Here is a 25250-nt window from a genome sequence, read left to right as displayed (position 1 = left end):
ATGGCGGGCCTGCGCCGGCGCAGCAAGAATCCGCATGCCGAGGCTGACCAGTTCCGCCGCCGCGCAGTGATCGGCTTCGCCGTGGTCGGCGCGTGCCTCGTCGCGCTGGCGGCCTGGTACTTCAAGCTGCAGGTGCTGGACCACGACGAATACGCCACGCGCTCGGAAGCCAACCGCATCCGGCCGCGCCCCGTCGTGCCTGGCCGCGGCACGATCTACGACCGCAATGGCCTGTTGCTGGCGGAAAACGTCCCCGCCTTCCGACTGGACATCACGCCGGACAAGGTCAAGGAGCCGGCCAAGCTCGTGGCCGAACTCGGCAGGATCATCGAGCTTTCCCCCGAGGACATCGAACGGTTCGAAGCCACGCGCAAGGCGTCGCGCGGTTTTCGGCCGATCACGCTGAAGCTGCGCGTCTCCGAGGAGGAGATGGCGCGCTTCGCGGTGGACCGCTGGCGCTATCCCGGCGTGGAGCTGGTGCCCTACCTGACGCGACGTTATCCCTATGGCGAATTGTTCGCGCACATCGTCGGCTATGTCGGCCGTGTCGATGAGAAGGATCTCGAGCAACTCGGCGAGATCAACAGTGCGCTGACCCACATCGGCAAGACCGGGCTCGAGCGCTATTACGACGAGCAGCTGCGCGGACGCATCGGCTACGAGAAAGTCGAGACGAACGTCGAAGGCCGCGCGCTGCGCGTGGTCGGGCGCGTCCCCGCGCAGGCCGGCACCGACCTGCGCCTGAGCGTGGACGCGAAGCTGCAGCAAGCCATCGTGGATTCGTTCGGCGAGCTGGAGGGTTCGGCGATCGCGGTCGATCCGCGTACCGGCGAGGTGCTGGCGATGGTGAGCCTGCCGAGCTACGACCCGAACCTGTTCGTCAACGGCATCTCCAGCAAGGACTTCAAGCTGCTCAACGACAATCCGTCGCGGCCGCAGTTCAACCGCCTCGTGCTGGGCGGCGTGGCGCCGGGTTCGACACTGAAGCCGTTGATCGCGCTGGCAGGACTGGACAGCGGCAAGCGCAAGCCGGAGGACACCGTGGTGTCGACCGGCATGTTCTATCTGCCGGGTACGAGTCGCGGCTGGGGCGATGCCAGCCGGCGCGGCCACGGCGTGACCAACCTGCGCAAGTCGATCTCGCAATCGGTCAATACCTACTACTACCGGCTCGCGCTGGACCTGGGCATCCAGCAGTTCGACGAGTACATGGCGTACTACGGCTTCGGCGAGCCCACGGGCATCGACCTGCGCGGCGAGATCGGCGGCATCCTGCCCTCGCCGCAGGCGAAGTTGAAGGCGCGCAAGGAGCGCTGGTATCCCGGCGATACCGTCAACGTGGCCATCGGCCAGGGCGACTGGAAGGTCACCCCGCTGCAACTCGTGCGCGCGACGGCCGGCATCGCCAGCGGCGAACTGCGCCGACCGCACCTGGTGGCGCAATCGCGGATCGGGTTCGATCGTCCGTGGGAATCGATGCCGCAGCCGGCGGCCGTGCCGATCAGCCCGAATCCGGCCAACGTCGCCGTCGTGCGCCTGGGCATGCAGGACACCATGCAGCCCGGCGGTACCGGCTGGCGCGTGGCCCAGGGCGCGTCCTACCTGATGGCGGGCAAGACCGGCACTGCGCAGGTGATCAGCCGTCGCGGTACTGCGGCAGTCGATCCGCGCAGCCTGCCGATGCACTTGCGCCACCGTTCGTTGTTCGTCGGCTTCGCGCCCGCGGACAACCCGACGATCGCGATCGCGATCGCGGTGGAAGGCGGCGGTTACGGCGGCAGCACCGCGGGCCCCATGGCGCGCAAGATCTTCGACGCCTACCTGCTCGGCCAGATGCCCGAGAAGGTGGACCCGGCAGGCGTGCCCATGACGCCCGACGCGACCGTCGCGCCGCCGGCCGCACCCGCCGCGGCGCCGACCGCCGCGCCGCCGTCGGCGACGCCATCCCCCGCACCGCAGGGAGAGCGGCGATGAGCGACCTGCTGCGCTGGGCGCTGGACGCCCTGCGCTACCTGCTGCGTACCCTGGACTGGCCGCTGCTGGGCGCATTGCTGGCGCTGATGGCGGTCGGCCTGGCCGTGCTGTACAGCGCGGGGGGCGAAGCGCTCGGTTCGCGCCTGGTGCTCGCGCAGGGCGTGCGCTTCGGCGTGGGCCTGGCGGCGATGTGGGCGCTGTCGCGGGTGACGCCGGTGCGGCTGCGTGCGTGGACGCCCGGCGTGTTTGCGGTCGCGCTCGTGCCGCTGGTGCTGGTGCTGTTCATCGGCACCGGCAAGCACGGCGCGCACTGGATCGACCTGAAGTTCTTCTACCTGCAGCCCTCGGAACTGCTGAAGATCGCGTTGCCGATGATGCTGGCCTGGTACCTGCACCGCGAGCCGCTGCCGCCGGGCTGGCGCACCACGATCGTGTCGGCGCTGTTGATCGGCCTGCCGACCGGCCTGATCCTGCTGCAGCCGGATTTCGGTACCGCGATGCTGGTGGCGGCCAGCGGTGTGTTCGGCCTGTACCTGGCCGGCCTGTCGTGGTGGTGGTTCATCACCGCCGGCGTGCTCGGTGGCACGACCGTGGGTCTGGTGATGTTCGCGCCGATCTCGTGGTTCTCGTTCCTGCGCGAATACCAGCAGAACCGCATCCTGACCTTCCGCGATCCGGAGAACGATCCGCTGGGCGCCGGCTGGAACATCCTGCAATCGAAGATCGCCATCGGCGGCGGGGGCTGGACCGGCAAGGGCTGGGGCCAAGGCTCGCAGTCGCACCTGGATTACCTGCCCGAGCACACCACCGATTTCATCTTCTCTGTGTTGTCGGAGGAGTTCGGCTGGATGGGTGTGGCCGTGGTGCTGCTGCTGTACCTGTTCGTCGTCGGCCGCTGCTTGTGGATCGCGATGGATGCGCGCGACACCTATTCACGACTCATCGCCGGCACGCTGGGCATGGCCTTGTTCGTCTACGTGATCGTCAACGGCGGCATGGTGTCCGGCCTGCTGCCGGTGGTCGGCGTGCCGATGCCGTTGTTGAGTTATGGCGGCACGTCGGCCGTGTCGTTGCTCGCCGGCCTGGGCCTGGTGATGGCGGTGCGCGCGCACCGGCCGGTGCACGGCTATTGAGGCTACGCCGCGCAGTGCTCTGTTCACCCTGCACGGAAAATCGCGTGCTACCCTCGCGCCGATGATGCGACGCGTACTTCCCTGTCTTCTGGTGCTGGCCCTTGCGTCCTGCGCCACACCGCAACCGCCGCCGCCGGGTTCCTCGGCGACTCCTCCCGCTGCGACGACGACGCCCGCCGAAACCTCGGTGGAGCGCGTGGCCGACGTGCCGCCAGAGGCGCTCGCGCCGGTCGACTTTCCCACGGCGCGTGCGCAATTCGTGCGCGACACCGCGACGAAATACGGCATCGCGCCGGCCGACATCGAGGCGACGCTGGCCAAGGCGCAGTTCCTCGACAGTGTGGTCGCGGCGATGTCGCGCCCCGCCGAGCGCGTGAAGCCCTGGAGCGAGTACCGCGTGGGCTTCCTCACGCAGACGCGCATCGACGGCGGCCGTGCGTTCATGGCGCAGCACCGCGACGAACTCGCGCGCGTCGAGCAGCAGTACGGCGTGCCGCCCGAAGTGATCGTGTCGATCATCGGCGTGGAGACCAACTACGGCGGTTTCACCGGCCGGCACAAGGTGCTGGACGCCCTGTACACGCTGGCCTTCCGCTACCCGCGCAGCGGCAATCCCGAACGCGTAGCCTACGAGTACCGCCGCGAACAGTTCTTCCGCGACGAACTGGCGCAGCTGTTCGCGCTGGGACGCGAAGAGAAGCTCGATATCGCCACCCTGACCGGCAGTTACGCCGGCGCGATGGGCCTGGGCCAGTTCATGCCGTCGAGCTACCGCGAGTTCGGGGTGGACGGCAACGGCGACGGCCGCCGCGATCTGTTCACCACGTATCCGGACATCTTTGCCTCGATCGCCAACTACTTCCGCAAGAAGGGTGGCGAGCGCGGCGGTTGGGTGCCGGGCGGCGCGGTGGTGGCGCGTGCGCAATTGCAGGACGGCTATCCGGAATTCAACCCGGAGACCTGGACGCCCGATTACACACTCGCGCAGCTGGCCGAGAAGGGCTACCGCCCGCTCGACGCCGTCGCGCCCGACGCGACCGCCACGCTGGTGCAGCTGGACGGCGCCGACGGCAAGCAGTACTGGCTGGGCTTCCAGAACTACTACGCGATCACCCGCTACAACAACTCCAAGATGTACGCGATGGCGGTGTACCAGCTGTCGCAGGCCATCGCCGGCCGCGAGATTCCGCCGGCATGAAGTGGCTCGCGCTGCCGATGGTCGTCGTCGCCCTGGCCGCGTGCAGCACGGCACCGAAGAAGGCCCCGCCACCGCCGTTGTCCGGTGGCGCGACGACATCGCCTTCGTCGCCCTCGCGCCCGACGGCGGGCAAGGATTGTTCGCGCTACGCGCCCGCGCAGGAAGACCTGTCCACGCGCGGTGATTACAAGGCCGGCGGCTTGTACAAGCCGGGCGTGGCCGACACCACCCCTGATCACGTGCCCGACCTGGACTGCATCCACGAGCCCGTCGTCACCGCCGAGGCGCGCTCGCGCGTGGGCAACAAATCGCCGTACACGGTGCTGGGCAAGCAGTACCGCGTGCTCGATCGCGTGGACGACTACGTGGAGCAGGGCACCGCGTCGTACTACGGCAACAAATTTCATGGCCGTCGCACGTCGAACCAGGAGGTGTACGACATGTACGCCTACAGCGCGGCGCACAAGTCGCTGCCGCTGCCGAGCTTCGCGCGCGTCACCAACCTGGACAACGGCAAGTCGGTCGTTGTCCGGGTGAACGATCGTGGCCCGTTCCACGAAGGGCGCGTGATCGACCTGAGCTACGCCGCCGCGGTGAAGTTGGGCATCACCCAGCGCGGCACCGGGCGCGTCGAAGTGCGTGGCCTGGCCCCGGATGGACGCGCGCTGGCCGACGCGCCCGCGGTATCCGCACCGATGGCCACCACGCCCCCGGCGACGCCGTCGGCGATGGATGCGCTGGTCGACCGCTTGCCCCAGGGCACGGCCACGACCGCGCAGGGGTTCGAACAATGGATGCAGGCCAACGGCGTGCGCGTGGCGACCGGCAAGCCCGGTGGCGCGGCCACACCGGTGGTGACGGCACCCGCGGCCGCGTCCGTGCTGCCGGCCTCGGCGCCCGCTACGACGTCGCCGCTGCAATTGCAGGTGGCCAGCTTCTCCAGTCGGGACAACGCCGATCGTGCACTGGCCCGCCTTGCGGCGGCCGGTATCGCCGACGCGCGGCTGACCGATGTGCCTGGCAACGGGGGCACCCTGTGGCGGTTGCGCGTCGGTGCGCCGGATGCGGCGACGGCGGAGGCCTTGGCGGGCCGCATCGCGGGCCTCGGCTTCGGCCGTCCGCAACTGGTGCGCGAATAGTCGCGGGAAACCGCTGGTTTTTTACGTTCTTCCAACCCACGGGCGGGCCGGCGTCCCTACAATATCGGCCTTGAATCGTCAGGCCCACGGCCTTGCCAGGAGTTTTCCGCCGATGAAGTTCCGTTTCGTCCTCGCCGCGCTCGCGACCACCGCCATGGGCCTGGCTATTGCCCAGACCCCCGCGCCGACCCCGGCACCTGTCGCTGCCGCGCCCGCCGCGCCTGTCGAGATCCCGCCGCCGCCCAAGCCCACCGCCACCGCGTGGGTGCTCGTGGACTACATCACCGGCCAGGTGCTGGCGGGCGAGAACTACAACGAACGCGTCGAGCCGGCCAGCATCACCAAGGTCATGACCTCGTACGTGCTGGCGGCCGAGCAGAAGAACGGCAAGATCAAGCCCGACGACCAGGTGATGATGAGCGAGCGCGCCTGGCGCGAGGGCGGCGCCGGCACGGATGGCAGCTACAGCGGCTTTGCCGTCAACAAGACCGCTGCGCTGCTGGACATGGAAAAGGGCATGGCCGTGCAGTCGGGCAACGACGCCGCCATCGCGCTGGCCGAGCACGCCGCCGGCAGCCAGGAAGCCTTCGCTTCGCTGATGAACAACTACGCCGCGCAGATCGGCATGAAGGGCTCGCACTTCGTCAACGCGCACGGCCTGTCCGCGCCGGAGCATTACTCGACCGCGTACGACCTCGCGCTGCTGGGCCGCTCCTTCATCCGCGATTATCCCGAGCAGTACGCCTTCAACAAGATCAAGGAATTCACGGTCGGCACGATCACCCAGCCGAACCGCAACCTGCTGTTGTGGCGCGATGCCAGCGTCGACGGCATCAAGACCGGCCACCACTCGGCCGCCGGCTACTGCCTGATGAGCTCGGCCAAGCGTGGCGACCAGCGCCTCGTCGCGGTGGTGATGGGTTCCACCTCCGAGAAGCAGCGCGCCGACGACAGCCTGGCGCTGCTCAACTGGGGCTTCCGCTTCTACGAGACGCACCGCCTGTACGAGCCCGGCAAGGTCATCGCCAGCCAGCGCGTGTGGAAGGGCCAGACCAAGGAAGTGCAACTGGGCGTCGCCCAGCCGATGCTGGTCAGCGTGCCGCGTGGCCGCTACGGCGATCTGAAGCCGACGATGGACGTGCCCAAGACGCTGGTCGCGCCGATCACGCAGGGCCAGGCCATCGGCACGGTGAAGGTCACGCTGGACGGCAAGGTGGTTGCGCAGTCGCCGCTGGTGGCGATCTCTCCCATCGAAGAGGCCGGCTTCTTCAAGCGTCTGTGGGATGCGTTCTGGATGTGGTGGGAGTCGGAGTGATCCGTCTCGCCGCATGATGATGGAGAAGCCGGCGCATGCCGGCTTCTTCGTTTCTGGCGTCAGCGGATGCCGGCGGCGATCAGCCCGATGGCGATGATGGCCAGCGGGATCGCCAGCAGGTTCAGCCGGTTGAGCCGCTCGCCGAAACCGAACACGCCCACCAGGGTGCCCAGCACCACCACGCCGATGTTCATCATCGAGAACACCACCGCCGGATGATCCGGTAGCGCGCGGTGGGCCTTCACGTAGAACAGGATGTTGGCGAAGTTCAGCGTGCCCAACAGCAGGCCCGTGCCCAGCGCGGCCCGCGTTGGCGCGATCCGCGAACGCCACAGGCGCAGTCCCTGCACGAGCAGCATCACTGCGAACGCCGCGATGAAGGCCACCTGGAGCGACGCGGCGAACGGGGTGCCGGCCGCGGCCAGGCGTTTGAGCAGTACATCCACGCTCGCGTAGCCGACCAGCACCAGCAGCGGCAGCGCCCAGGCCTGCCATCCGTCGCCGCGCGTGCCGCGTTCCGGCCGTGCCACCAGGCACGCGATCGCCACCACGCCCAGCACGAGGCCGGCGATGCGGAGCGCATTCGCCTGCTCGCCGAACCACAGGAACGCCGCCAGCAGCGACAGCACCAGCGACATCCGCTGTGCGATGTCGGTGCGCACGATGCCCGCAGCGCGCACGGACGCCGACAGCGCCAGGAAGATGCCGGGCAGCAGCAGCGCCAGCAGTACCAGCTCGGTCCACGGCGTGCCCGCGTGGCGGAGGGTCGCCAGCGGCGGATCCAGCAGGCCGAAGCACAGCAGCGAGGCGGCCAGGTAATTCCAGGTGATGCCCTGCGCGGTATCGATCCCGCGGCGCTGCATCAGCTTGAGCAGCACGGAGACGAGCACGCTGCAGGCGACGCTGATGAGCAGGTAGACCACGGCCGAACTCTGAGGAGGAGAGCGGAATTATCGCGCCTGAACGCGGGCCGATGTGGCCGCGCGCCGCATGGCCGTCGCATCCCGCTCTTCGCGTGCCTATCGGGAAGGACGGCCACCATCGCCTATCATCGGGTCCGGGAGGTGCGACGCGGCCCGCGTCGTCCGCCCGGCCCACGGAATCACCCGCGCCACGCGGATCACCATTTTTCAAGGAGATGCACGAGTGAACAGGGGAACACGAAACACGGTACTGGCGACGGCCTGCCTGTTGATGGCGGCAGCCGCGACGCCCGCATTCGCCCAGCGCGCCAGCGCTCAGGACCAGCGCAAGCAGCAGATGGCGGAAATCCCGACCTGCGCCAAGCCGCTGGGCACGATCTCGGTGATCGAGCCCGAGGACGGCGTGAACTGGTGGAGCGGCCAGCAGCTGCCGGCACCGTCCAAGCTGATCAAGGTGTTCGTCAACAAGTCGCGCTGCTTCACCCTCGTCGACCGCGGCGCGGGCATGGATGCGGCGATGAGCGAGCGCGCGCTGGCCTCCAGCGGCGAGCTGCGCAACCGTTCCAACATCGGCAAGGGCCAGATCCGCGCCGCGGACTACGTGCTGGTGCCGGACCTGATCTCGCAGAACAGCAACGCCGGCGGCAACGCCATCAGCGGCCTGCTGGGCGGTCTGGTGGGCGGCAACGTCGGCCGCGTGGTCGGTGGGCTGGACTTCAAGAAGAAGACCGCCGACGTCGTGCTGACCGTCACCGACGTGCGTTCGTCCGAGCAGGTCGCCATGGCAGAAGGCAGCGCCAAGAAGACCGACATCGGCTGGGGCGCGGGCGGCAGCCTGTTCACCGGCAGCCATTGGGGCGGCGGCGGCGCCAGCGGCTACGCCAACACCGAGATCGGCCAGGTCATCACGCTGGCCTACCTGCAGGCCTACACCGATCTGGTCGCCCAGCTGGGCGGCGTGTCCGGCAACGCCTCGGCATCCAACGCCCAGCAGGCGGTGGAAATGACCAAGCCGGGCCGGCTGTTCGCCAACCCCAAGGGCACCGGCAAGGCGGTGCGCGACCTCGACCCCGGCATGATGCTGTACCCCACCGGCAACAAGGAGGGTGTCATGTGGGAAGTCGAGGACGAACTGGGCAACAAGGGCTGGGTCTCGTCCAGCCTGGTGCAGCTGGCGCGCTGAACCGCGACCGCTGTCCGCCGGAGGGCCGCCGCAGGGCGGCCCTTCGCGTTTCCGGGGCCACGGCTTGGCTTTCAGGCCCCGCGTCCCAATAATTCCCGCATGGAAATCAAATCCGACAACCCCGAACACGGCTTCCAGTTCCCCGGCACCTTCGAGCTCAGCGCGATGGGCACCGCCGGCACCGGGCTGGAAAGCGAGCTGCCGCGCCTGCTGGAATCGGCCGGCGTGGAGGTCCTGCACGAGGACATCAGCTGGAAGCACTCGAGCAACGGCAAGTACGTGTCCGTGCGCATCCGCTTCCGTGCCGACGACCGCGCCCAGTACGACGCCGCGCACAACGCGCTGCGCGAGCATCCGGAAGTGAAGTGGACGCTGTGAGCGCGCCCTGCATCGTCCGCGAGCTCGGTCGCCAGCCGTACGAACCGGTGTGGCGCGCCATGCAGCGTTTCACCGACGCGCGCACCGACGCCACCGTCGACGAGCTGTGGCTGGTCGAGCACGATCCCGTGTTCACCCTGGGCCAGGCCGGCAAGGACGAGCACGTGCTCGCGCCGGGCGACATCCCGGTGGTGCATGTCGATCGTGGCGGCCAGGTGACCTACCACGGCCCCGGCCAGATCGTGGCGTATCCGCTGTTCGACCTGAAGCGCTTGAAGGTGGGCGTGCGCGATTACGTCTGCAAGATCGAGCAGGCGATGATCGATACGCTGGCCGAGTGGAACATCGAAGCCGCGCGCAAGGATGGCGCACCCGGCGTCTATGTCGCCGGTGCGAAGATCGGCGCGCTGGGCATCCGCGTGCGACGCGGCTGCACCTTCCACGGCCTGGCGTTCAACATCGCGATGGACCTGGAGCCGTTCCACCGCATCAATCCCTGCGGCTATCAGGGTCTGCAGGTGGTTTCGCTGGCCGATCTCGGCGGCCCGAACGGCATGGACCAGGTGAAGCCAGTGCTGTTGAAGCACATGGCGGACCAGTTCGGCCTTGCGCTTCGCCACGACACCGCCCTGCCGGATCTGTCGCAGGCCGCATAACGACGGCCTTGGCCGCGTGCCACAATCGGTCGCCATGAACGATGCGACCCTGTCCCTCAATGCCGAATGCGATGCACTGACCGAACGCGGCCTGGCGCGCTTGCGCGCCGCGTCGACTTCATCGGATGCGCTGCTGGCCGATCCTGGCAAGGTCGAACGCGTATCGCGCGTGATCGCCACCAGCGATTTCGCGCTGGAAACATTGCGCCGGCAGCCCGACCTGCTCGCGACGCTGCTCTACGATGACGGCGCTGCGCCATGGCCGGTACCCGCGCTGCTCGCGGACAACACGACGCAGTGGCCCGAACTGCTGCGCCGCTACCGTACGGCCGAATCCACGCGCCTAGTGTGGCGCGACGTGCACGGCCTGGACACCGTGGACGACACGCTGGCGGGCACCACGCGTTTGGCCGAGGTCTGCCTACAGACCGCACTCGACGCGCTGGAAGTCGAATTCGCGCAACGCCACGGCGTGGTGCGTGCCGCCGATGGCAGTGCGCAGCGACTGGTGGTGTTCGGCCTGGGCAAACTGGGCGGCGGCGAGCTGAATTTCTCCTCCGACATCGACCTGGTCTACGCCTATCCGCAGGGCGGCGACTCCGACGGCGCGCGTTCGCTCGCTGCAGAGGACTATTTCATGCGGCTGGGCCAGCGCCTGGCGAAACTGCTCGATGAACCCACGGCCGACGGCTTCTGCCATCGCGTCGACCTGCGCCTTCGGCCGTTCGGCAACGCCGGGCGCGTGGCGTTGTCATTCGCCGGCATGGACCAGTACTTCCAGCGCGAGGGCCGCGATTGGGAGCGCTACGCTTGGTTGAAGGCGCGCGCCGTGGCTGGGGACATCGAGGCAGGGGAGCAGTGGCTGGAGTCGTTGCGCCCCTTCGTCTACCGGCGTTACCTGGACTACACCGCGCTCGATGGCCTGCGCGAGATGAAGGCGGCCATCGCCGCCGAAGTCGCGCGCCGCGAACTGGCCGACGACATCAAGCGCGGCCCGGGCGGCATCCGCGAGATCGAATTCCTCGTGCAGGCGTTGCAGCTCATCCGTGGCGGGCGCGAAGCAGCGCTGCGCGAACGGCGCCTGCGCGTGGCCTTGCCCGCACTGGTGGCTACGCGACAGGTATCGGAAGAGGAAGGCGAGATGCTCGCGGGAGCCTATCGCTTCCTGCGCCGCCTGGAGAATCGCCTGCAGATGCTGCGCGATGCGCAGACGCACGCCTTGCCGGAGTCGGCGCTGGACCGCCACCGCATCGCGCGCGGGTTGGATTATCCGGATTGGGACGCGCTGCGCGCCGACTTGGATGTGCAGCGCGAACGCGTGTCGGCAGAGTTCGCGGAACTGCTCGCACCGCGCCAGCGCGATGCCGAGCCGGGCGCGCTGGCGTTGTACTGGCGTGCATTGCCGGAAGGAGGAGATGCATCGCCGCTCGCGGCATCGGGGTTCGCCGATCCGGGCAGCGCGGACCACGCGCTGCGTGAGTTCGCGCAATCCAGCGGCGTGCGTGCGCTATCCGATGCTGCCCGCGCACGGCTCGATCGCGTCGTGCCATCGCTGCTCGACGCCTGCGTGCGCTCGCGCCAGCCCGATGCCGCGCTGCGCCGCGTATTGCCTTTGTTGCAGGCGATCCTGCGTCGTGCCAGCTATCTCGCCCTGCTCGACGAGCAGCCCAGCGCGCTGGCGCGCCTGGTCGATGTGCTGGCGCGCAGCGCGCTGCTCGCGGAGCGGCTCGCGCAGTACCCGTTGTTGTTGGACGAGTTGCTGGACACGCGCGTGGCCGGGCCGATGCCCGACCGCGCCGAGCTACGCGCCGAATGCGAAGCGGCATTGCTCGAAGACGATCCGGAAGCCTGTCTACGCCTCTTGAACGAACGACGCCTGGCGTTGAGTTTCCGCGTGGCGCTGGCCGCGCTGGATGGACGACAGGCGGCGCGCGACAGCGTGCGCCAGCTGGCCTGGCTCGCCGACGAGGTGGTCCGCGTCGTGGTGCAGGTGGCGACACGCGACGTGCTGGCCGCGCATGGCCGCGTGCCCGACGGACGCTTCGCGGTGGTCGGTTACGGCAGCCTGGGCGGCGAGGAACTGGGCTTCGGTTCGGACCTCGATCTGGTGTTCCTGTTCGACGCCCCGGCGGGCGCGGAATCCGATGGCGCGCGTCCGCTGGAAGCGGGGCGCTGGTACGCGCGCCTCGCGCAGAAGATCGTGGCGTTGCTCGGCGCGGTCACGGCGGCAGGACGGTTGTACGACGTCGACGTGCGCCTGCGCCCCGACGGCGCGAAAGGCTTGCTGGTGTCGTCGCTGGCGAGCTTCACCGAATACCAGCGCGAACGCGCATGGACCTGGGAACACCAGGCGCTGGTCCGTGCCCGCGCGATGGCCGGCGACCTGTCCCTGCGCGACGCCTTCGAAGAGGTCCGCCGCCAAACGCTGGCCCATCCGCGTGATGCCGATACGTTGCGCGCCGAGGTGGTGAAGATGCGCGCGCGCATGCGCACCGAGCTCGACCGCAGCGATGCCGCGCGCTTCGATCTCAAGCAGGGCGCGGGCGGCCTAGTCGATCTCGAATTCCTGCTGCAGTACCTGGTGCTGCGCGATGCGGGACGGCGACCGGGCCTGCAGCGGCCGCGCGATACGCCCGGCTTGCTGGTCGCACTGGTGGAAGCGGGTGTGCTGTCGCCGGAGCAGGCCGCTGCGCTGGATGCCGTGCATGCGACCTTCGTGGCGGAAGGCCTCGCCTGCACCCTGGACCGGCGTCCGCGCCTGGTGGTGGAGAACGCGGCGCTGGCGGCTGCGCGTGAGCTGGTGATGCGGACGACGTCCGCGCACGGGTTGGACTTCGACGCGACGGCGTAACGGATCAGAGCGACAGTCGCGCGCGTACCTCGGCGGCAATGCGAGCCGTCTCGCGTAACGGCTCGACATCGAAAGGCGAGATTGCAGCAGTCAATGCGCGGATACGTCCGCGTTCCAGCAGGGCATCCAGGAACAGGCGGGGGCGTCCGCTGACGCGTGCCGGCTCGAACACATAAACCGGCACCGTCGTCGCGCACGCTTCGGACAGCATGTTGACCGACTCTGGCGTGCAGACGATCCGGTCGGCGCAGGCCAGCAGGCCTGCATAAGGATTCGGGCCGTCGGACGGATCGCACCACAGCAAGGTGTCCGCACGCGATGCGTAACGCGCGCGCAGGGCCTGCGCGACATCGGCGGGCGTCCGGCGCGATGCCGTGATCAACAGACTTCCCGCTCCCATCGCGTCGTCGAGGGTGGTGGTGAGCCGCGCGAACGCATCGATATCGAAAGCGTAGTGCGCGCTGTCGCCGCCGATCAGCAGCGCGGTCAGCGGCGAGGGCAGGGCGGCGAAGGACGGAAACGCCGTGCGGGCATCCGATAGCCAGGCATCGTCGACCGGGTTGAGGCTGCCGAGCAGGGTCAGCACGTTGGGTCCGGCAAGTCCGTCATGGGCCGGCGCGATGACCAGGTCCCAGTGCGACGGGTCGAGGCGCGGGTCGAGGATCTGGACGGTGCGGCTGCCGCGTTCGCGCAGCAAGCGCGTCGCCAGCGCCGCCTGCCGGCCGCAACCGATGGCGAGCGCGGGGGGCGTGTTCCATGCAGTCTGGAATGCCGGTCCGAACGATTGCGATGCACCCGGCAACCTTCGCGGCGCGAACCAGCGCCAGGGCGCTCGGGGCAGCAGCACGATCTCGTCCGCCACCCGCCCCAGTGCGCGCGCCAGCGCCAGCGCCTGGCGCACGTTGCCGGCATGGCCGTCGGTGAAGGTGCAGGTGCGGGGCGAATCGGCCGTCACGGGGCGTTTTCGTTCCACTGGTTAAAACAATCCGTTCCGGGGCGGCTGGATGTTGCCATAGTCAGGACACTCTACACTGCCCCCGCATTTGCTGGCCCGGAACATCGGGCTCCGTCTTCTTCCTGCCGCAGGTTTCCCATGCCCCAAGCTCTCGACGCCGCTTCGCTGGACCAATTGTTTCGCACCGCCCGCACCTACAACGCTTTCGGTGGCGAGGTCAGCGACGAGACGCTGCGGCAGTTGTACGACCTGCTGAAGTTCGGTCCCACCCAGGCCAACACCACCCCGGCGCGCTTCGTGTTCGTGAAATCGGCCGAGGCCAAGGCCAAGCTGGGCCCGGCGCTGGACGAAGGCAACTACGCCAAGACGATGGCGGCGCCGGTTACCGTGATCATCGGTCGCGACGAGGACTTCCACGAGAAGCTGCCGTTCCTGTTCCCGCACACCGACGCCAAGGCCTGGTTCGACGGTCCGCGCGAGAACCGCACCAAGCCTGCGCTGCGCAATGCGAGCCTGCAGGCGGCCTACCTAATCGTCGCCGCACGCGCGCTGGGCCTGGACGCCGGCCCGATGACCGGTTTCAACGCCGCGAAGGTCGACGAGGCCTTCTTCGCCGGCACGGCGATCAAGTCCGACATCCTGGTCAACCTGGGCCATGGCGACCCGGCCAGCATTTTCCCGCGTTCCCCGCGCCTGGGCTTCGACGAAGCCGCACGCATCCTCTGACCCCCACCCCCTGGAGATTCCCCATGCGCAAGACCCTGCTCGTTGCCGCCCTGTTCGCGTTCGCCGGTTCCGCCTTCGCTGCACCGGTGACCTACAAGCTCGACCCAGGCCACACCAATGTGTTGGCCAGCTGGAACCACTTCGGCTACTCGAACCCGAGCGCCAACTTCGGCCAGGCCGACGGCACCCTGGTGTACGACGCCGACAAGGTGTCCGCCTCGAGCGTGCAGGTCACCCTGCCGCTGACCGGCCTGAGCGCGCTGGCCGACCAGTTCTACGACCACCTGACCAGTGACAAGTGGTTCGACGCCGCCAAGTACCCCACCGCCACCTTCAAGAGCACCAAGGTCGAAGCCGCGGGCGAGGGCAAGCTGAAGGTCACCGGCGACCTGACCATCAAGGGCATCACCAAGCCGGTCGTGCTCGACGTGACCCTGAACAAGGTCGGTGAGCACCCGATGAAGAAGGTGCCGGCGATCGGCTTCGACGCCACTGCCACCGTCAAGCGCAGCGATTTCGGCGTGGGCGCGTACGCCCCGATGGTCAGCGACGACGTGACGCTGAAGATCACCACCGAAGCGACCGCCGACGCCAAGAAGTAAGCCGCGTCCCTCGGCCTTTTCCCGGCCGATGCGCTCCAGAACGCCGCCCTGTCCCGGGCGGCGTTCTTCGTTCCCGGCCCTGCGCCTTGGGGCGTCCGGGAGCGGCTGGTAGACTGGCCGCCCCTGTTTCACACCGTGCACCGTCATGAGCCAGACCGCCACCGCGCCCGCCAACGCCGAGAAGCGCTACACCGTGAGCCGCGCCGACCTGCCGCTGAGCTGCCCGCTGCCGTCGATGGCGCTGTGGAACTCGCACCCGCGCGTGTACCTGCCCATCGAGGACGCCACAGGCGGCGAGGTGCAGTGCCCGTACTGCGGTTCGCATTTCGTCCTGGCCGACTGACCGGACGATGCCGGCCCCTCGCATGGCCCGCCGACCATGCGCCGACTGACCGTCGTCCAACTGCTGCCGGCGCTGGAATCCGGCGGTGTCGAACGCTCCACCCTTGAGATCGCCGATGCGCTGGTGCGGGCCGGCCATCGCGCCATCGTGGTGTCGGCCGGCGGTCGCCTCGTGCCGACGCTGCAGGCGTCCGGCGCGGAACACATCACGCTCGAGATCGGCCGAAAGTCGCTGCTGACATTGCGCCATGTCGGCGCGTTGCGACGGCTGGTCGCCGAGGCCGGCGCCGACATCGTGCACGCCCGTTCGCGCCTGCCGGCATGGCTCGGGCTGTGGGCGGTGCGCGGCATGCCTGCCGCATCGCGACCCCGCTTCATCACCACCATGCACGGTCTCAACTCGCCGAGCCGCTACAGCGCGGTGATGACGCAGGGCGAACGCGTGATCTGCGTGTCGGATACCGTGCGCCGCTATCTGCTGCAGCACTATCCGCGGACGAATCCCTCGAAGCTCGTCGTCATCCCGCGTGGGATCGATCCCGCGCAATTCCCGCGCGCATCTTCGCCCGATCCTTCCGCGCGCGCGTGGGCGGCCCAACAGCACCCCGCGCTGGCCGGCGATGGCCCGCTGCTCCTGTTGCCAGGACGCGGCACGCGATTGAAGGGGCATGGCGACGCGCTGTCGCTGCTCAGGCGGTTGCGCGAGGCCGGTATGGACGCGCGCCTGTGGATGCCGGGTACGCGCGAGCCGGGTCGCGAACCCTACATCGCCGAGCTCGAAGCCGAGGCGCAGCGTGGCGGTGTCGCGGAAACGCTCGCGATCACCGCGCCGACCTCGGAGATCGCACGCGCGTACGCCGCCAGCGACGTGGTGCTGCAGCTGTCGCGCAAGCCGGAAGCCTTCGGCCGCACCGTCATCGAGAGCCTGTCGGTCGGCCGTCCCGTCGTGGGCTGGGCGCACGGTGGCGTGGGCGAACTGTTGGCCGAACTGCAGCCGGAAGGTGCCGTGCCGACCTTCGACGAGGATCGCCTGTGCGCTACCGTGACGGCGATGCTCGCCCATCCGCCATCGCGATTGGCTACGATGGATGCCTACACCCTGCGCGCGATGCAGGACGCCACGCTCGCCCTCTACCACGATCTTGCCGATGACTGCCGACCCGCCATCGACCCCTGACACGACCGCAAGACGCGACCGGCACGGCTGGCGCTGGGCGCCCGCGTGGGTGCTGACGTTCGTCGCCCTGTGGCCGGCACCCGGCTACGCGGAGGCCGTGATGGTGCTCGGAGCGCTGGCGGCGATCGTGCGCTTGCTGCTGGGGCGCTTTCGCGGCGGCACGCGCTTGCTGAGCGGCGCGGCGTGGGCCCTGACAAGCGCGCTGTTTGCCGCCTACTGGTTGCCGCAAGCCATCTCGGCGATCGACGCCGTCGATGTGGGGCGTGCATTGCGGGAAGCTGCGGTTGACCTGCGCTACCTGCCGTTCCTGTGGCTGGTGGCGGCGTCGGTGGCGAATGCGCGCGCGCGCCGCACCACGTTCAACGGACTGGCCGTGATCGTGGGTGTCTGGACGCTCGATGCATTGGCGCAGGTGGCATTCGGCACCAGTCCGTTGTTCTGGGGCCTGGACCAGCTGAAGCAATGGATCAGTGGGCGGCCCATGTGCACGGTCGAACAGATGGCCGGCATCGATCGTTTGAGCGGCTTCCTCGGCCCATGCAATCGCAAGCTAGGGGTGGTGATGGCCAGTCTATCGCCGTTCCTGTTATTCGCGGCCGCCGCGCGCCTGCGCGTGGCGGGCTGGCTGCTCGCATCCGCGGCGATCGGCGTGGTGGTGCTTCTCGCTGGCGCCCGTGCCGCGTGGATCACCTATGCGCTGGTGCTGGTGTTCTCGGGCTGGAAACTGCTGGGCTGGAAGCGACTGCTCGGCGTGTTCGGGTTCGGCTTTTTGCTGTTGGGCGTACTCACCGTCGCCTCGACGCAGGTGCGCGAGCGGATCCTATTGACCACGCATGCGCTGACCGCCGACGAAGCCGGCGTGGATACCGCGTTGTCGGGCCGCGCGCAGATCTGGTCCGCCGCCACCTGCATGATCGCGAAGCACCCGATCAACGGTGTCGGCGCGCGCGGATTCCGCCAGGCCTACCCGGACTGCGACGCCAGCCCCGCGTCGCGGCCGGCCTGGGGCCAGGGACCCGCGTTCCACGCGCACCAACTGGTGCTGGAAGTGCTCAGCGAGACCGGCGTCATCGGTCTGCTGTTGTGGCTGGCGGGGGCTGCGCTCGCGTGGCGCGCCTGGCGCTACGCCACGCCCCAGGCGAAGGAGCGCGCGCGTCCGGCGATGCTGGCGCTGGCCGTGACGGTATTCCCGTTCAACACGCACCTCGCGTTCTACTCCACGTTCTGGGGTGGACTGACGCTGCTGCTGGCCGCGTTGTATGCCGGCAGCCTGCTGGCGCGCGATGACGAATGAGGCCGCACGTGCGCGGCGCTGCGCCTTCATCGCACCCGCGAACCTGATCGCCACCGCGATCGCGGCACTGCCGCAGCGTGCGCTGCTCGCGCTCGGCTCGGTAGCGACGTGGGTGCTCTGGCCTGCACTGGGCAAGCGGCGCCGCTATGCGGCCACCAACATCGCGTTGTGTTTTCCGGAGCTGGATGAGACGGCACGGGTCCGCCTGCTGCGCGACAACCTGCGCGCGACCGTGACCGGCGTGCTGGAGTTGGTGCGCGGCTGGTTCGCGTCGCCTGGCAGGCTCCGCGGCCTCGCCGACGTGGAAGGCCTCGAGCACGTGCGTGCCGCGCGCGAACGCGGGCAGGGCGTGTTGCTGTTCGGCGGCCACTTTCCGCATTCGGAACTGTGCGCGCGCCTGCTCGGTGAAGCGCTGGGCGAACGCGTGACGATCGTTGCGCGCCACAACAACGATGCCTGCGTCGAGCGCTGGCTCGATGGCGCGCGCCGCCGCGCCTTCGCCGATGTCATCGGCAAGAAGGACGTGCGCGGCCTGCTGCGCGCGCTGTCTCGCGGCGGCATCGTGGCGTACTCGGCTGATCAGGATTTCAACTACCAGAACGCCTTCGTGCCCTTTTTCGGCGTCCGGGCCGCCACCCTGGTGGCGACGCCGGATCTCGCCCGGCGCGGCAATGCCGCGGTGCTGCCCTTCTGGTTCCACCGCGATGCGGAGGGACGCTACAAGCTGCGTGTGGAACCCACGTGGGACGGCTGGCCCAGCGGCGATCCCGCGCAGGATGCGGGGCGCTACATGGCGGAACTCGAAGCCGTCGTGCGCCAGCATCCCGAGCAGTATCTCTGGGTGCACCGTCGCTTCAAGACGCGACCACCGGGCGAGCCCGGCCTCTACCGGTAGAGCTCGCCGCGGCCGTCGGGCTGACGCTTGAAGCGCCGGTGGATCCACAGATATTGGGTGGGCGCCTCGCGCACCATCCCCTCGATGGCGGCGATCACGCGTGCGGTATCGGCGGTGGCATCGGAAGACGGGAAATCCTCGAACGCGGGCGACAGCTTCAGCGTGTATCCGCCATCCTCGCGGCGGACGTGCGAGAACGCCATGACGGCGGCACCGGACAATCGCGCCAGTTGATGCGTGGAGGTCAGGCTGTAAGCCGGATGGCCGAAGAACGGCACGAAGACGCTCTCGCCGCGCCGCGTGTCCTGGTCTGGCGCGAACCACAACAGCCCGCCTTGCTTGAGGTGCTTCAGCGCAGGGCGCAACTCGTCTCGGGTGAACATGGCGGTGGCGTAACGCAGGCGTCCGCGCTTCACCGCCCACTCCATCGCCCCTTGGTCGTGCGGGCGGTACATGCCGGCCAGCGGTGCGTAGTCGCACATCAGGCGGGCGGAAATCTCCAGCGTGGTGAAATGGCCCGAGACGACGATGACGCCGCGCCCGCCGGCCTGCGCGGCCGCCAGGTGCTCCAGGCCCTCCACGCGCACGTTGCCGCGCATCGGCGCCACGCTGCCCCACCAGGCGCGTGCGAATTCGAACAGACCGATGCCGAGTTCGCCGAAACTCGCGCGTGCGAGAGCTTCCTGGTGGGCAGCCTCCATCTCGGGAAAGCAGAGCGCGATGTTGCGCCGGGCCACGTGCCGGCGCCCGCGCATCAGCGCGAACAGCAGGGCGCCGATGGCACGCCCCAACGGACGCTGCAGGGCCCACGGCACGCGCGCAGCCAGCCAGGCCAGGCCGACGCCGGCCCAGGAGGGCCATTGGCGCGGCCCCATGGGAGGGCGCTCGTTCGCGCCGGGGGATCGCTTCTCGGATTCGGCCATGACCCATTGTAGCGGCGGCCCCGGGTATCCTTGTCGACGATGCCGAACCGAACCGCCGAACGCCTGCTGCGCGCCCTGTATTCGGTGGTGCTGTACGTGCTGACGCCGGTCACCGTCTACCACCTGATCTGGCGTGGCTTCCGCTATCCGGAATACTTCCAGCGCTGGAACGAGCGCTATGGCAGCTACGCCGCCTCGCCGCGTCCGGTCGATGTGTGGCTGCACGCCGTGTCGGTGGGCGAGGTCAACGCCGCCGCGCCCGTCGTGGACGCACTGCTGAAACGACACCGCGGGCTCAGGCTGCTGGTCACCACGATCACGCCCACCGGTTCGGAACGCGTGCGCGCGCTATGGGGCGACCGCGTGCTGCATGTCTACTCGCCCTACGACCTGCCCGGCGCGGTCGCACGCTTCCTCGACCACTTTCCGCCACGGCTCGCGCTGATCATGGAAACCGAGTTGTGGCCCAGCCTGCTGTTCGGCTGCCACGACCGCAAGGTGCCGGTCTACATCCTCAATGCGCGCTTATCGGCGCGCTCGCTGCGAGGCTACAGCGTATTGCGTCCACTGATCGCGCGCACGTTGCGCACGGTGCGCCGCGTGGCGGCGCAGTCCGAAGGCGATGCCGCGCGTTTTGTCCAGCTCGGTGCGGCGCCAGAACAGGTGCGCGATGTCGGCAACCTCAAGTTCGACATTCCGGTGCCGGCCAACGTGCAGGAGGTGGTCGCGGGCTTCCGTGGGCACCTCCCCCAGGGTCGCCCTGTGTGGATCGCGGCGAGCACGCACGAGGACGAGGAATCGCCGGTGCGCGAGATCCACGCCCGTCTGCGCCAGCGCTGGCCGAACCTGCTGCTGTTGTGGGCGCCACGGCACCCGGAACGCTTCCCCCGGGTGGCGGAAGGTGCGCGCGAAGCGGGCTGGAAGGTGGGCACGCGTCGTGCGGATCAGTGGCCCGCCAGCGACGATGACGTGTTCGTGCTCGACACGCTAGGCGAATTGATGGCGTTCTACGCCTGCGCCGACGTGGCCTTCGTTGGTGGCAGCCTGCAAGCGATCGGCGGCCACAACCTGCTCGAGCCCGCGGCGGTGGGAACGCCCGCCGTCACCGGCCCGCACTTGCACAACTTCAGCGAGATCTCCCGCCGCCTGAAGGAAGCCGATGCACTCGTCATCGCGCCGGATGCCGTTGGAGTCGCACGCGCGCTGGAGGATCTGCTGGGTGACCAGGTGCGCCGCGAAGCGGTCGCCGCCCACGGCAGGGCACTGGTCGAACACGGCCGTGGTGCACTCGCGCGCACCCTGGTGATGATCGCGCCGCACCTGCCGGCGCCCGTCGCGTGAGCGCTGCCACGCCGCGTGCCCTGTCCGGCGTGCGCGTGCTGGATCTCACGCGCGTGCTGGCGGGTCCGTGGTGCACGCAGGTGCTCGCCGACCTGGGCGCCGACGTCATCAAGGTCGAGCGCCCGGGCACCGGCGACGACACGCGCGGTTGGGGCCCGCCCTTCCTGCGTGATGCGTCCGGCGACGAAACAGGCGAGTCGGCGTATTTCTTGTGCGCCAATCGCAACAAACGTTCGCTGACGGTGGACATGTCGATCCCGGAGGGACAGGACGTCATCCGTCGCCTCGCCCAGCAATGCGACGTGCTGGTGGAAAACTTCAAGGTTGGCGACATGGCGCGCCATGGCCTGGATGCCGCTGCGTTGCGCGCGTTGAACCCGCGTCTGGTCTATTGCTCGATCACCGGTTTCGGCCAGGACGGACCGTATGCGCAGCGCGCAGGCTATGACTTCGCCGTGCAGGGCCTGGGCGGCTTGATGAGTCTTACGGGTGAAGCCGATGGCGAGCCGCAGAAGGTGGGGGTGGCGGTATCGGATCTCTTCACTGGCATGTATGCCACCGTCGCCATCCTCGCCGCGCTCCGCCATCGCGATGCCACGGGTGAAGGGCAGGTCATCGACATGGCCCTGCTGGATGCGCAGGTCGCGATGCTCGCCAACCTCGGCAGCCACACACTGGTCGGCGGCGAGCGGCCGCCACGGCAGGGCAATGCACACGCCAACATCGTGCCGTACCAGGTCTTCGCCGTGGCCGACGGGCATCTCATCGTCGCGGTCGGCAATGACCGGCAGTTCGCGCGGCTGTGCGAACTGCTCGGACTCGCGGCGTTGGCCCAGGACGTTCGCTACGCGACCAACGCGGCGCGGGTGCGCCATCGCGATGCGTTGATCTCGGTGTTGCAGGACGCGTTCCGCACGCGCGGGCGCAGCGCGTGGCTGGCATCGCTGGAAGCAGCCGGCATTCCTTGCGGGCCGGTGAACGATCTCGACGATGTCTTCGCCGATCCGCAGGTGCTGGCCCGCGGCATGGTCGTCGAGACGCCGCATCCGTTGGCCGGCGCGGTGCCGCTGGTAAGTAGTCCATTGAGATTGTCGGCAACGCCGGTCGAACCGCCGCGAGCACCGCCCTTGCTGGGGCAACACACCGACGGCGTGTTGCGCGAAGCCGGCTTCAGCGACAGCGAGATCGCGGCGCTGCGGGCAAGCGGTGCGATCTGAAAGACCTCTGTAGGAGCGACGTAAGTCGCGACCTGGAACCTTCAGCGTAGGCTCACTGGCCGTCGATCAGTGAGCGTCCGGTCGCGACTTACGTCGCTCCTACAGGATCTTCTCCCCGTGCGAAAACGACAACGGCGGGCCGAAGCCCGCCGTTGCGTGCGCGCGAAGTGCGCGGGGGTTACTGCGAAACGGGCTGCGACGACAGGCGCGCTTCGGCGTCGGCGGTCAGCAGACGGTTGACGTCCTGTACGTCGGCGCCGTCGAGCGTGCCGGCGGCTTGTTCCAATAGCAGACGGTTCTGCAGGAAGTTGTAGCGGGCCTGCGCGTACTCGACCTGCGCCTGGAACAGCGTGCGCTGGTTCTGCAGCACGTCCAGCACGGTGCGGGTACCGACTTCCAGGCCGACCTGCGAGGCATCCAACGCGCTCTGCGCGGAGACCACCGCCAGACGGCGAGCCTCCACTTCGCTGACGCCGGCGACCAGCGCCTGATAGGCGTTGCTGGTATTGCGGATCAGCGCACGGCGGGTCTGCTCCAGGCCATCGGAGGCACGATCACGCTGGGCCAGCGCCTGGCGCACGCCGGACTGGGTGGCGCCGCCGGAGAAGATCGGCACGGTCAGGGTCACGCCCCAGGAGTAGCCTTCGCCATCCTGCGACAGGGTGCCCGGCACGCTGTCCCAGTCGGTACCGTTGGAGTAATTGCCGCGGAAGTTCAGGGTGGGGTAGTGGCCGGCACGCGCGCTGGATACGCCGTGTTGCGCCGACTCCAACTGGTACTGCGCCGACTTCAGGTCCGGGTTCTGCTCGACTGCGCGATCGACCCATGCCTGCGCGTTCTGTTCGGCCGGCAGTTCAGGACGGAAGTCGTCCGGCAGACCCTTCAGGCCGCTGATCGGCTGGCCGGTGATCTCGGCCAGCGCGCGGTAGCTGTCGTCCAGCGCGTTGCGGGCCAGGATGGTGTTGGCGCGAGCGCTGTCGTACTGCGCGCGGGCTTCGTGCACGTCGGTGATCGGCGCCAGGCCCACGTCGAGACGCTTCTGCGCGTAGTCGAACTGCTTCTTGGAGGCCGCTTCGTTGGTTTCCGCGGCGGCCAGCGATTCGATGCCGATCAACACGTTGAAGTAGGCGGCCGACGTGCGGGTGATCAGGTCGTTGTTCGCCGAGGCCAGGTCGTAATCGGCGGCCTGGCTGATGGCCTTCTGGCCACGCAGATCGGCGATACGGCTCCAGTCGAAGATCGTCTGGTTCAGCGAGGCGCCGTAGCTGCGGCTCTTGCCGTCGCCGGTGGGGTCGCCCGGACGGCTGCTGTGCGTGAGGTCATAACCGGCGCTGCCGGAGATCTGCGGCAGCAACAAGGCGCGGGCCTGCACGGCGCCTTCCTTGTCGATCAGCCGGGTGGATTCGGCGATGGACAGCGTGGTGTCGCCGGCACGCGCCAGCTCATAGGTCTGCATCAGGTCGGTGGCATTGGCCGCGGACGGCAGGGCCAGGGCGAGCGCAAGTGCGAGGGGGCGACGGCTCATGCGGGTTCCTTTTTGTAATGCTTCAGAAGACGAACTGGGGCGCCGGCGCGGCGCCGACAAGATAGGGGAGGTCGGTCTCGAACAACGATTCGATGCGAGGACCGTTGACATCGTTGACGTGCAGCACGGCTTCCATCACCGGCGACGCACCGCGCACGACGAACAGGCGACCACCGGGGCGCAGCCACTGCAGGAAGCGCGCCGGCACGGTGGCGACGGCGGCGGTCACGCAGACTACGTCGAAGCGACGATCGGTGTCCCAGGTGAGCGCATCCACGTTCTCGATACGGACGTTGGTGCCCAAGCCGGTCGCGTCCAAGCGCGCGCGCGCGGCGGCGGCCAGTTCCGGCTGGATTTCCAGGCTGACGACTTCGCGCGCCAGGTTGCCCAGGCAGGCGGTGAGATAGCCGCTGCCGGTACCGATCTCGAGCACGTCTTCAGCGGCCTGCGGCTTGAGCGCCTGCAGGGTGCGGCCTTCGACGATGGGCTTCATCATCGACTGGCCGTGGCCCAGCGGCAGTTCCAGGTCCGCGTAGGCGAGCGCGCGGTGCGATTCGGCTACGAACGCCTCGCGCGGCAGCGTCGCCAGCGTCTCCAGCACGCGCGCATCCAGCACGTCCCAGGGACGTACCTGCTGCTCGACCATGTTTTCGCGGGCCTGGGTGTAGTTGATCGTCATGGGGGTGGTCATCCGACGCGGGAGGCTGGGCCGGGCATTTTACCGGGCCGGCTGCCTCCGCGCTGGGCAAGGATCGGGGCAGCCGTCGCGGCCGGCGCAGTGCCGGAAGTCACCGCGACCTCCTGCGTGCGGGGCTGGGCTTCAGCTTCAGCGGCGGCCATAGGCCCTCAGGAACATGTCCACGGTGGCGTCGATGTGGCGCCCGACATCCGCCGGGCGGGGCTGGCTGCACAAGCCGCAGGTCATGCGCGCATGGACTTCGCCCTTGATCAGGGTGAAGAACTGCACGGAGGCCGTCCCCACGTCCGCAATATCCAGCTCGCCCTTGGCCACCTGGGCCTGCAGCAGGGCCGCGAAGGCATCGTGGGTGCGCTGCGGACCGGCTTCCCAGAAGGTCTGCTTCAGCTTGTCGTCGATGTTGCCGGGGACCATCATCATGCGGTGCGTGCTGATGGCCTCCTCGCTGGTGATCAGCGCGAAGAACGCTTGTGCGATGGCCTTGAGTTGGTCGCGCAGGGTTCCCTTGAGTTCGATCTCGAACAAGGCGTCCGGCAGCATCTCTTCGCACTTGGCCTGCACGGCGGCCGCGAACAGCGCGTCCTTGTCGCCGAAGTGGCTGTAGACCGTCAGCTTGGACACCCCGGCCTCGGCGGCGATCTGGTCCATGCTCACGCCATTGAAGCCTTCCCGCGCGAACAGCTGCTTGGCGGCTTCCAGGATGGCGGCGCGCTTGCCCAGGTCCTTCGGACGGCCGGGCCCGCTGGCAGCGGGTTTGGCGGTGGGCTTACGACGGCTGGCGGAGGGGGGCGGGCTGACCATGATGT

Annotated in this window: 23 protein-coding genes; 17 read left to right on the top strand and 6 right to left on the bottom strand. The window is 68.7% G+C overall.

The genetic code is table 11. The annotated features are described in order from the left end of the window. The 5 genes from mrdA to BM365_RS08215 all read left to right on the top strand — a co-directional run bounded on the left by mrdA (position 1) and on the right by BM365_RS08215 (position 6759). Positions 1-1974, top strand: coding sequence for a penicillin-binding protein 2 (mrdA, locus tag BM365_RS08235; protein ID WP_093488194.1), 1974 nt, complete (start codon positions 1-3; stop codon positions 1972-1974). After that, entirely contained in the window at positions 1971-3107 is a 1137-nt protein-coding gene (gene rodA, locus BM365_RS08230) for a rod shape-determining protein RodA (RefSeq protein ID WP_093488192.1), read from the top strand. Before mrdA ends, rodA begins: the two co-directional genes overlap by 4 nt. A gap of 61 nt (positions 3108-3168) precedes the next feature. After that, entirely contained in the window at positions 3169-4305 is a 1137-nt protein-coding gene (gene mltB / locus BM365_RS08225) for a lytic murein transglycosylase B (RefSeq protein ID WP_093488190.1), read from the top strand. Next, the gene (locus BM365_RS08220; protein ID WP_093488188.1) at positions 4302-5444 is read left to right on the top strand and encodes a septal ring lytic transglycosylase RlpA family protein; all 1143 of its coding nucleotides are present in this window, start codon (positions 4302-4304) and stop codon (positions 5442-5444) included. Before mltB ends, BM365_RS08220 begins: the two co-directional genes overlap by 4 nt. Before the next feature lie 112 nt (positions 5445-5556). Continuing rightward, a complete protein-coding gene (locus tag BM365_RS08215; protein ID WP_093488186.1) occupies positions 5557-6759 on the top strand; it encodes a D-alanyl-D-alanine carboxypeptidase family protein in 1203 nt (400 codons plus the stop codon). Between the two features lie 59 nt (positions 6760-6818). On the opposite strand, the gene BM365_RS08210 is transcribed toward BM365_RS08215, so the two are convergent. Continuing rightward, complete coding sequence (locus BM365_RS08210) at positions 6819-7682, bottom strand: EamA family transporter (RefSeq protein WP_093488184.1); 864 nt, start codon at positions 7680-7682, stop codon at positions 6819-6821. Positions 7683-7953: 271 nt separating this feature from the next. On the opposite strand from BM365_RS08210, the gene BM365_RS08205 reads away from it, so the two are divergent. From BM365_RS08205 to glnE, 4 genes are all read left to right on the top strand, one after another. Continuing rightward, entirely contained in the window at positions 7954-8865 is a 912-nt protein-coding gene (locus BM365_RS08205) for a CsgG/HfaB family protein (RefSeq protein WP_093488183.1), read from the top strand. A gap of 99 nt (positions 8866-8964) precedes the next feature. Then, positions 8965-9243, top strand: a complete 279-nt coding sequence (locus BM365_RS08200; protein WP_093488181.1) for a DUF493 family protein — start codon at positions 8965-8967, stop codon at positions 9241-9243. Then, positions 9231-9899 carry a lipoyl(octanoyl) transferase LipB gene (gene lipB / locus BM365_RS08195; RefSeq protein ID WP_093488179.1) on the top strand — a complete coding sequence of 223 codons (669 nt, stop codon included), beginning with the start codon at positions 9231-9233 and terminating at the stop codon, positions 9897-9899. Before BM365_RS08200 ends, lipB begins: the two co-directional genes overlap by 13 nt. A gap of 34 nt (positions 9900-9933) precedes the next feature. Then, positions 9934-12750, top strand: a complete 2817-nt coding sequence (gene glnE / locus BM365_RS08190; RefSeq protein WP_093488177.1) for a bifunctional [glutamate--ammonia ligase]-adenylyl-L-tyrosine phosphorylase/[glutamate--ammonia-ligase] adenylyltransferase — start codon at positions 9934-9936, stop codon at positions 12748-12750. A gap of 4 nt (positions 12751-12754) precedes the next feature. Here glnE and BM365_RS08185 read toward each other — a convergent pair whose 3' ends face one another. Further along, complete coding sequence (locus tag BM365_RS08185; RefSeq protein WP_093488175.1) at positions 12755-13705, bottom strand: mitochondrial fission ELM1 family protein; 951 nt, start codon at positions 13703-13705, stop codon at positions 12755-12757. A gap of 138 nt (positions 13706-13843) precedes the next feature. On the opposite strand from BM365_RS08185, the gene BM365_RS08180 reads away from it, so the two are divergent. The 6 genes from BM365_RS08180 (at position 13844) to BM365_RS08155 (ending at position 18741) form a co-directional block, all read left to right on the top strand. Further along, the gene (locus BM365_RS08180; RefSeq protein WP_093488173.1) at positions 13844-14431 is read left to right on the top strand and encodes a malonic semialdehyde reductase; all 588 of its coding nucleotides are present in this window, start codon (positions 13844-13846) and stop codon (positions 14429-14431) included. Positions 14432-14454: 23 nt separating this feature from the next. Further along, positions 14455-15033 (top strand): YceI family protein, encoded by a 579-nt coding sequence (locus BM365_RS08175; RefSeq protein WP_093488171.1) that lies wholly within the window; start codon positions 14455-14457, stop codon positions 15031-15033. A gap of 145 nt (positions 15034-15178) precedes the next feature. Then, positions 15179-15376: a zinc-finger domain-containing protein gene (locus BM365_RS08170; protein ID WP_093488169.1), complete on the top strand. Its 198-nt coding sequence runs from the start codon at positions 15179-15181 to the stop codon at positions 15374-15376. A 36-nt stretch (positions 15377-15412) separates the two neighbouring features. Then, on the top strand, positions 15413-16552 hold the full coding sequence (locus BM365_RS08165) for a glycosyltransferase (protein WP_093488167.1): 1140 nt from the start codon (positions 15413-15415) through the stop codon (positions 16550-16552). Next, entirely contained in the window at positions 16524-17846 is a 1323-nt protein-coding gene (locus BM365_RS08160; RefSeq protein WP_093488165.1) for an O-antigen ligase family protein, read from the top strand. Before BM365_RS08165 ends, BM365_RS08160 begins: the two co-directional genes overlap by 29 nt. Further along, positions 17836-18741: a lysophospholipid acyltransferase family protein gene (locus tag BM365_RS08155; protein ID WP_158253535.1), complete on the top strand. Its 906-nt coding sequence runs from the start codon at positions 17836-17838 to the stop codon at positions 18739-18741. The genes BM365_RS08160 and BM365_RS08155 overlap by 11 nt, the downstream gene beginning before the upstream one ends. Here BM365_RS08155 and lpxL read toward each other — a convergent pair. Beyond that, positions 18732-19616 (bottom strand): LpxL/LpxP family Kdo(2)-lipid IV(A) lauroyl/palmitoleoyl acyltransferase, encoded by an 885-nt coding sequence (gene lpxL, locus BM365_RS08150; RefSeq protein ID WP_254772666.1) that lies wholly within the window; start codon positions 19614-19616, stop codon positions 18732-18734. The genes BM365_RS08155 and lpxL overlap by 10 nt on opposite strands. An 87-nt stretch (positions 19617-19703) precedes the next feature. Between lpxL and waaA the strand changes: the two genes are divergently transcribed. Together waaA and BM365_RS08140 are read left to right on the top strand one after the other, a co-directional pair. After that, entirely contained in the window at positions 19704-21005 is a 1302-nt protein-coding gene (gene waaA / locus BM365_RS08145) for a lipid IV(A) 3-deoxy-D-manno-octulosonic acid transferase (RefSeq protein ID WP_093488159.1), read from the top strand. Next, positions 21002-22222 carry a CaiB/BaiF CoA transferase family protein gene (locus tag BM365_RS08140; protein WP_093488157.1) on the top strand — a complete coding sequence of 407 codons (1221 nt, stop codon included), beginning with the start codon at positions 21002-21004 and terminating at the stop codon, positions 22220-22222. Before waaA ends, BM365_RS08140 begins: the two co-directional genes overlap by 4 nt. A 178-nt stretch (positions 22223-22400) precedes the next feature. Here BM365_RS08140 and BM365_RS08135 read toward each other — a convergent pair whose 3' ends face one another. The 3 genes from BM365_RS08135 to BM365_RS08125 all read right to left on the bottom strand — a co-directional run bounded on the left by BM365_RS08135 (position 22401) and on the right by BM365_RS08125 (position 25245). After that, a complete protein-coding gene (locus BM365_RS08135) occupies positions 22401-23747 on the bottom strand; it encodes a TolC family outer membrane protein (RefSeq protein ID WP_093488155.1) in 1347 nt (448 codons plus the stop codon). A gap of 22 nt (positions 23748-23769) precedes the next feature. Beyond that, positions 23770-24426 carry a protein-L-isoaspartate O-methyltransferase family protein gene (locus tag BM365_RS08130; RefSeq protein ID WP_093488153.1) on the bottom strand — a complete coding sequence of 219 codons (657 nt, stop codon included), beginning with the start codon at positions 24424-24426 and terminating at the stop codon, positions 23770-23772. Between the two features lie 147 nt (positions 24427-24573). Next, complete coding sequence (locus BM365_RS08125; protein ID WP_093488151.1) at positions 24574-25245, bottom strand: TetR/AcrR family transcriptional regulator; 672 nt, start codon at positions 25243-25245, stop codon at positions 24574-24576. Positions 25246-25250: the final 5 nt, after the last annotated feature.

The sequence above is a fragment of the Pseudoxanthomonas sp. YR558 genome (genome assembly GCF_900116385.1).
Classification (GTDB): Bacteria; Pseudomonadota; Gammaproteobacteria; order Xanthomonadales; family Xanthomonadaceae; genus Pseudoxanthomonas_A.
This window is presented reverse-complemented; position numbering and strand designations above follow the sequence as displayed.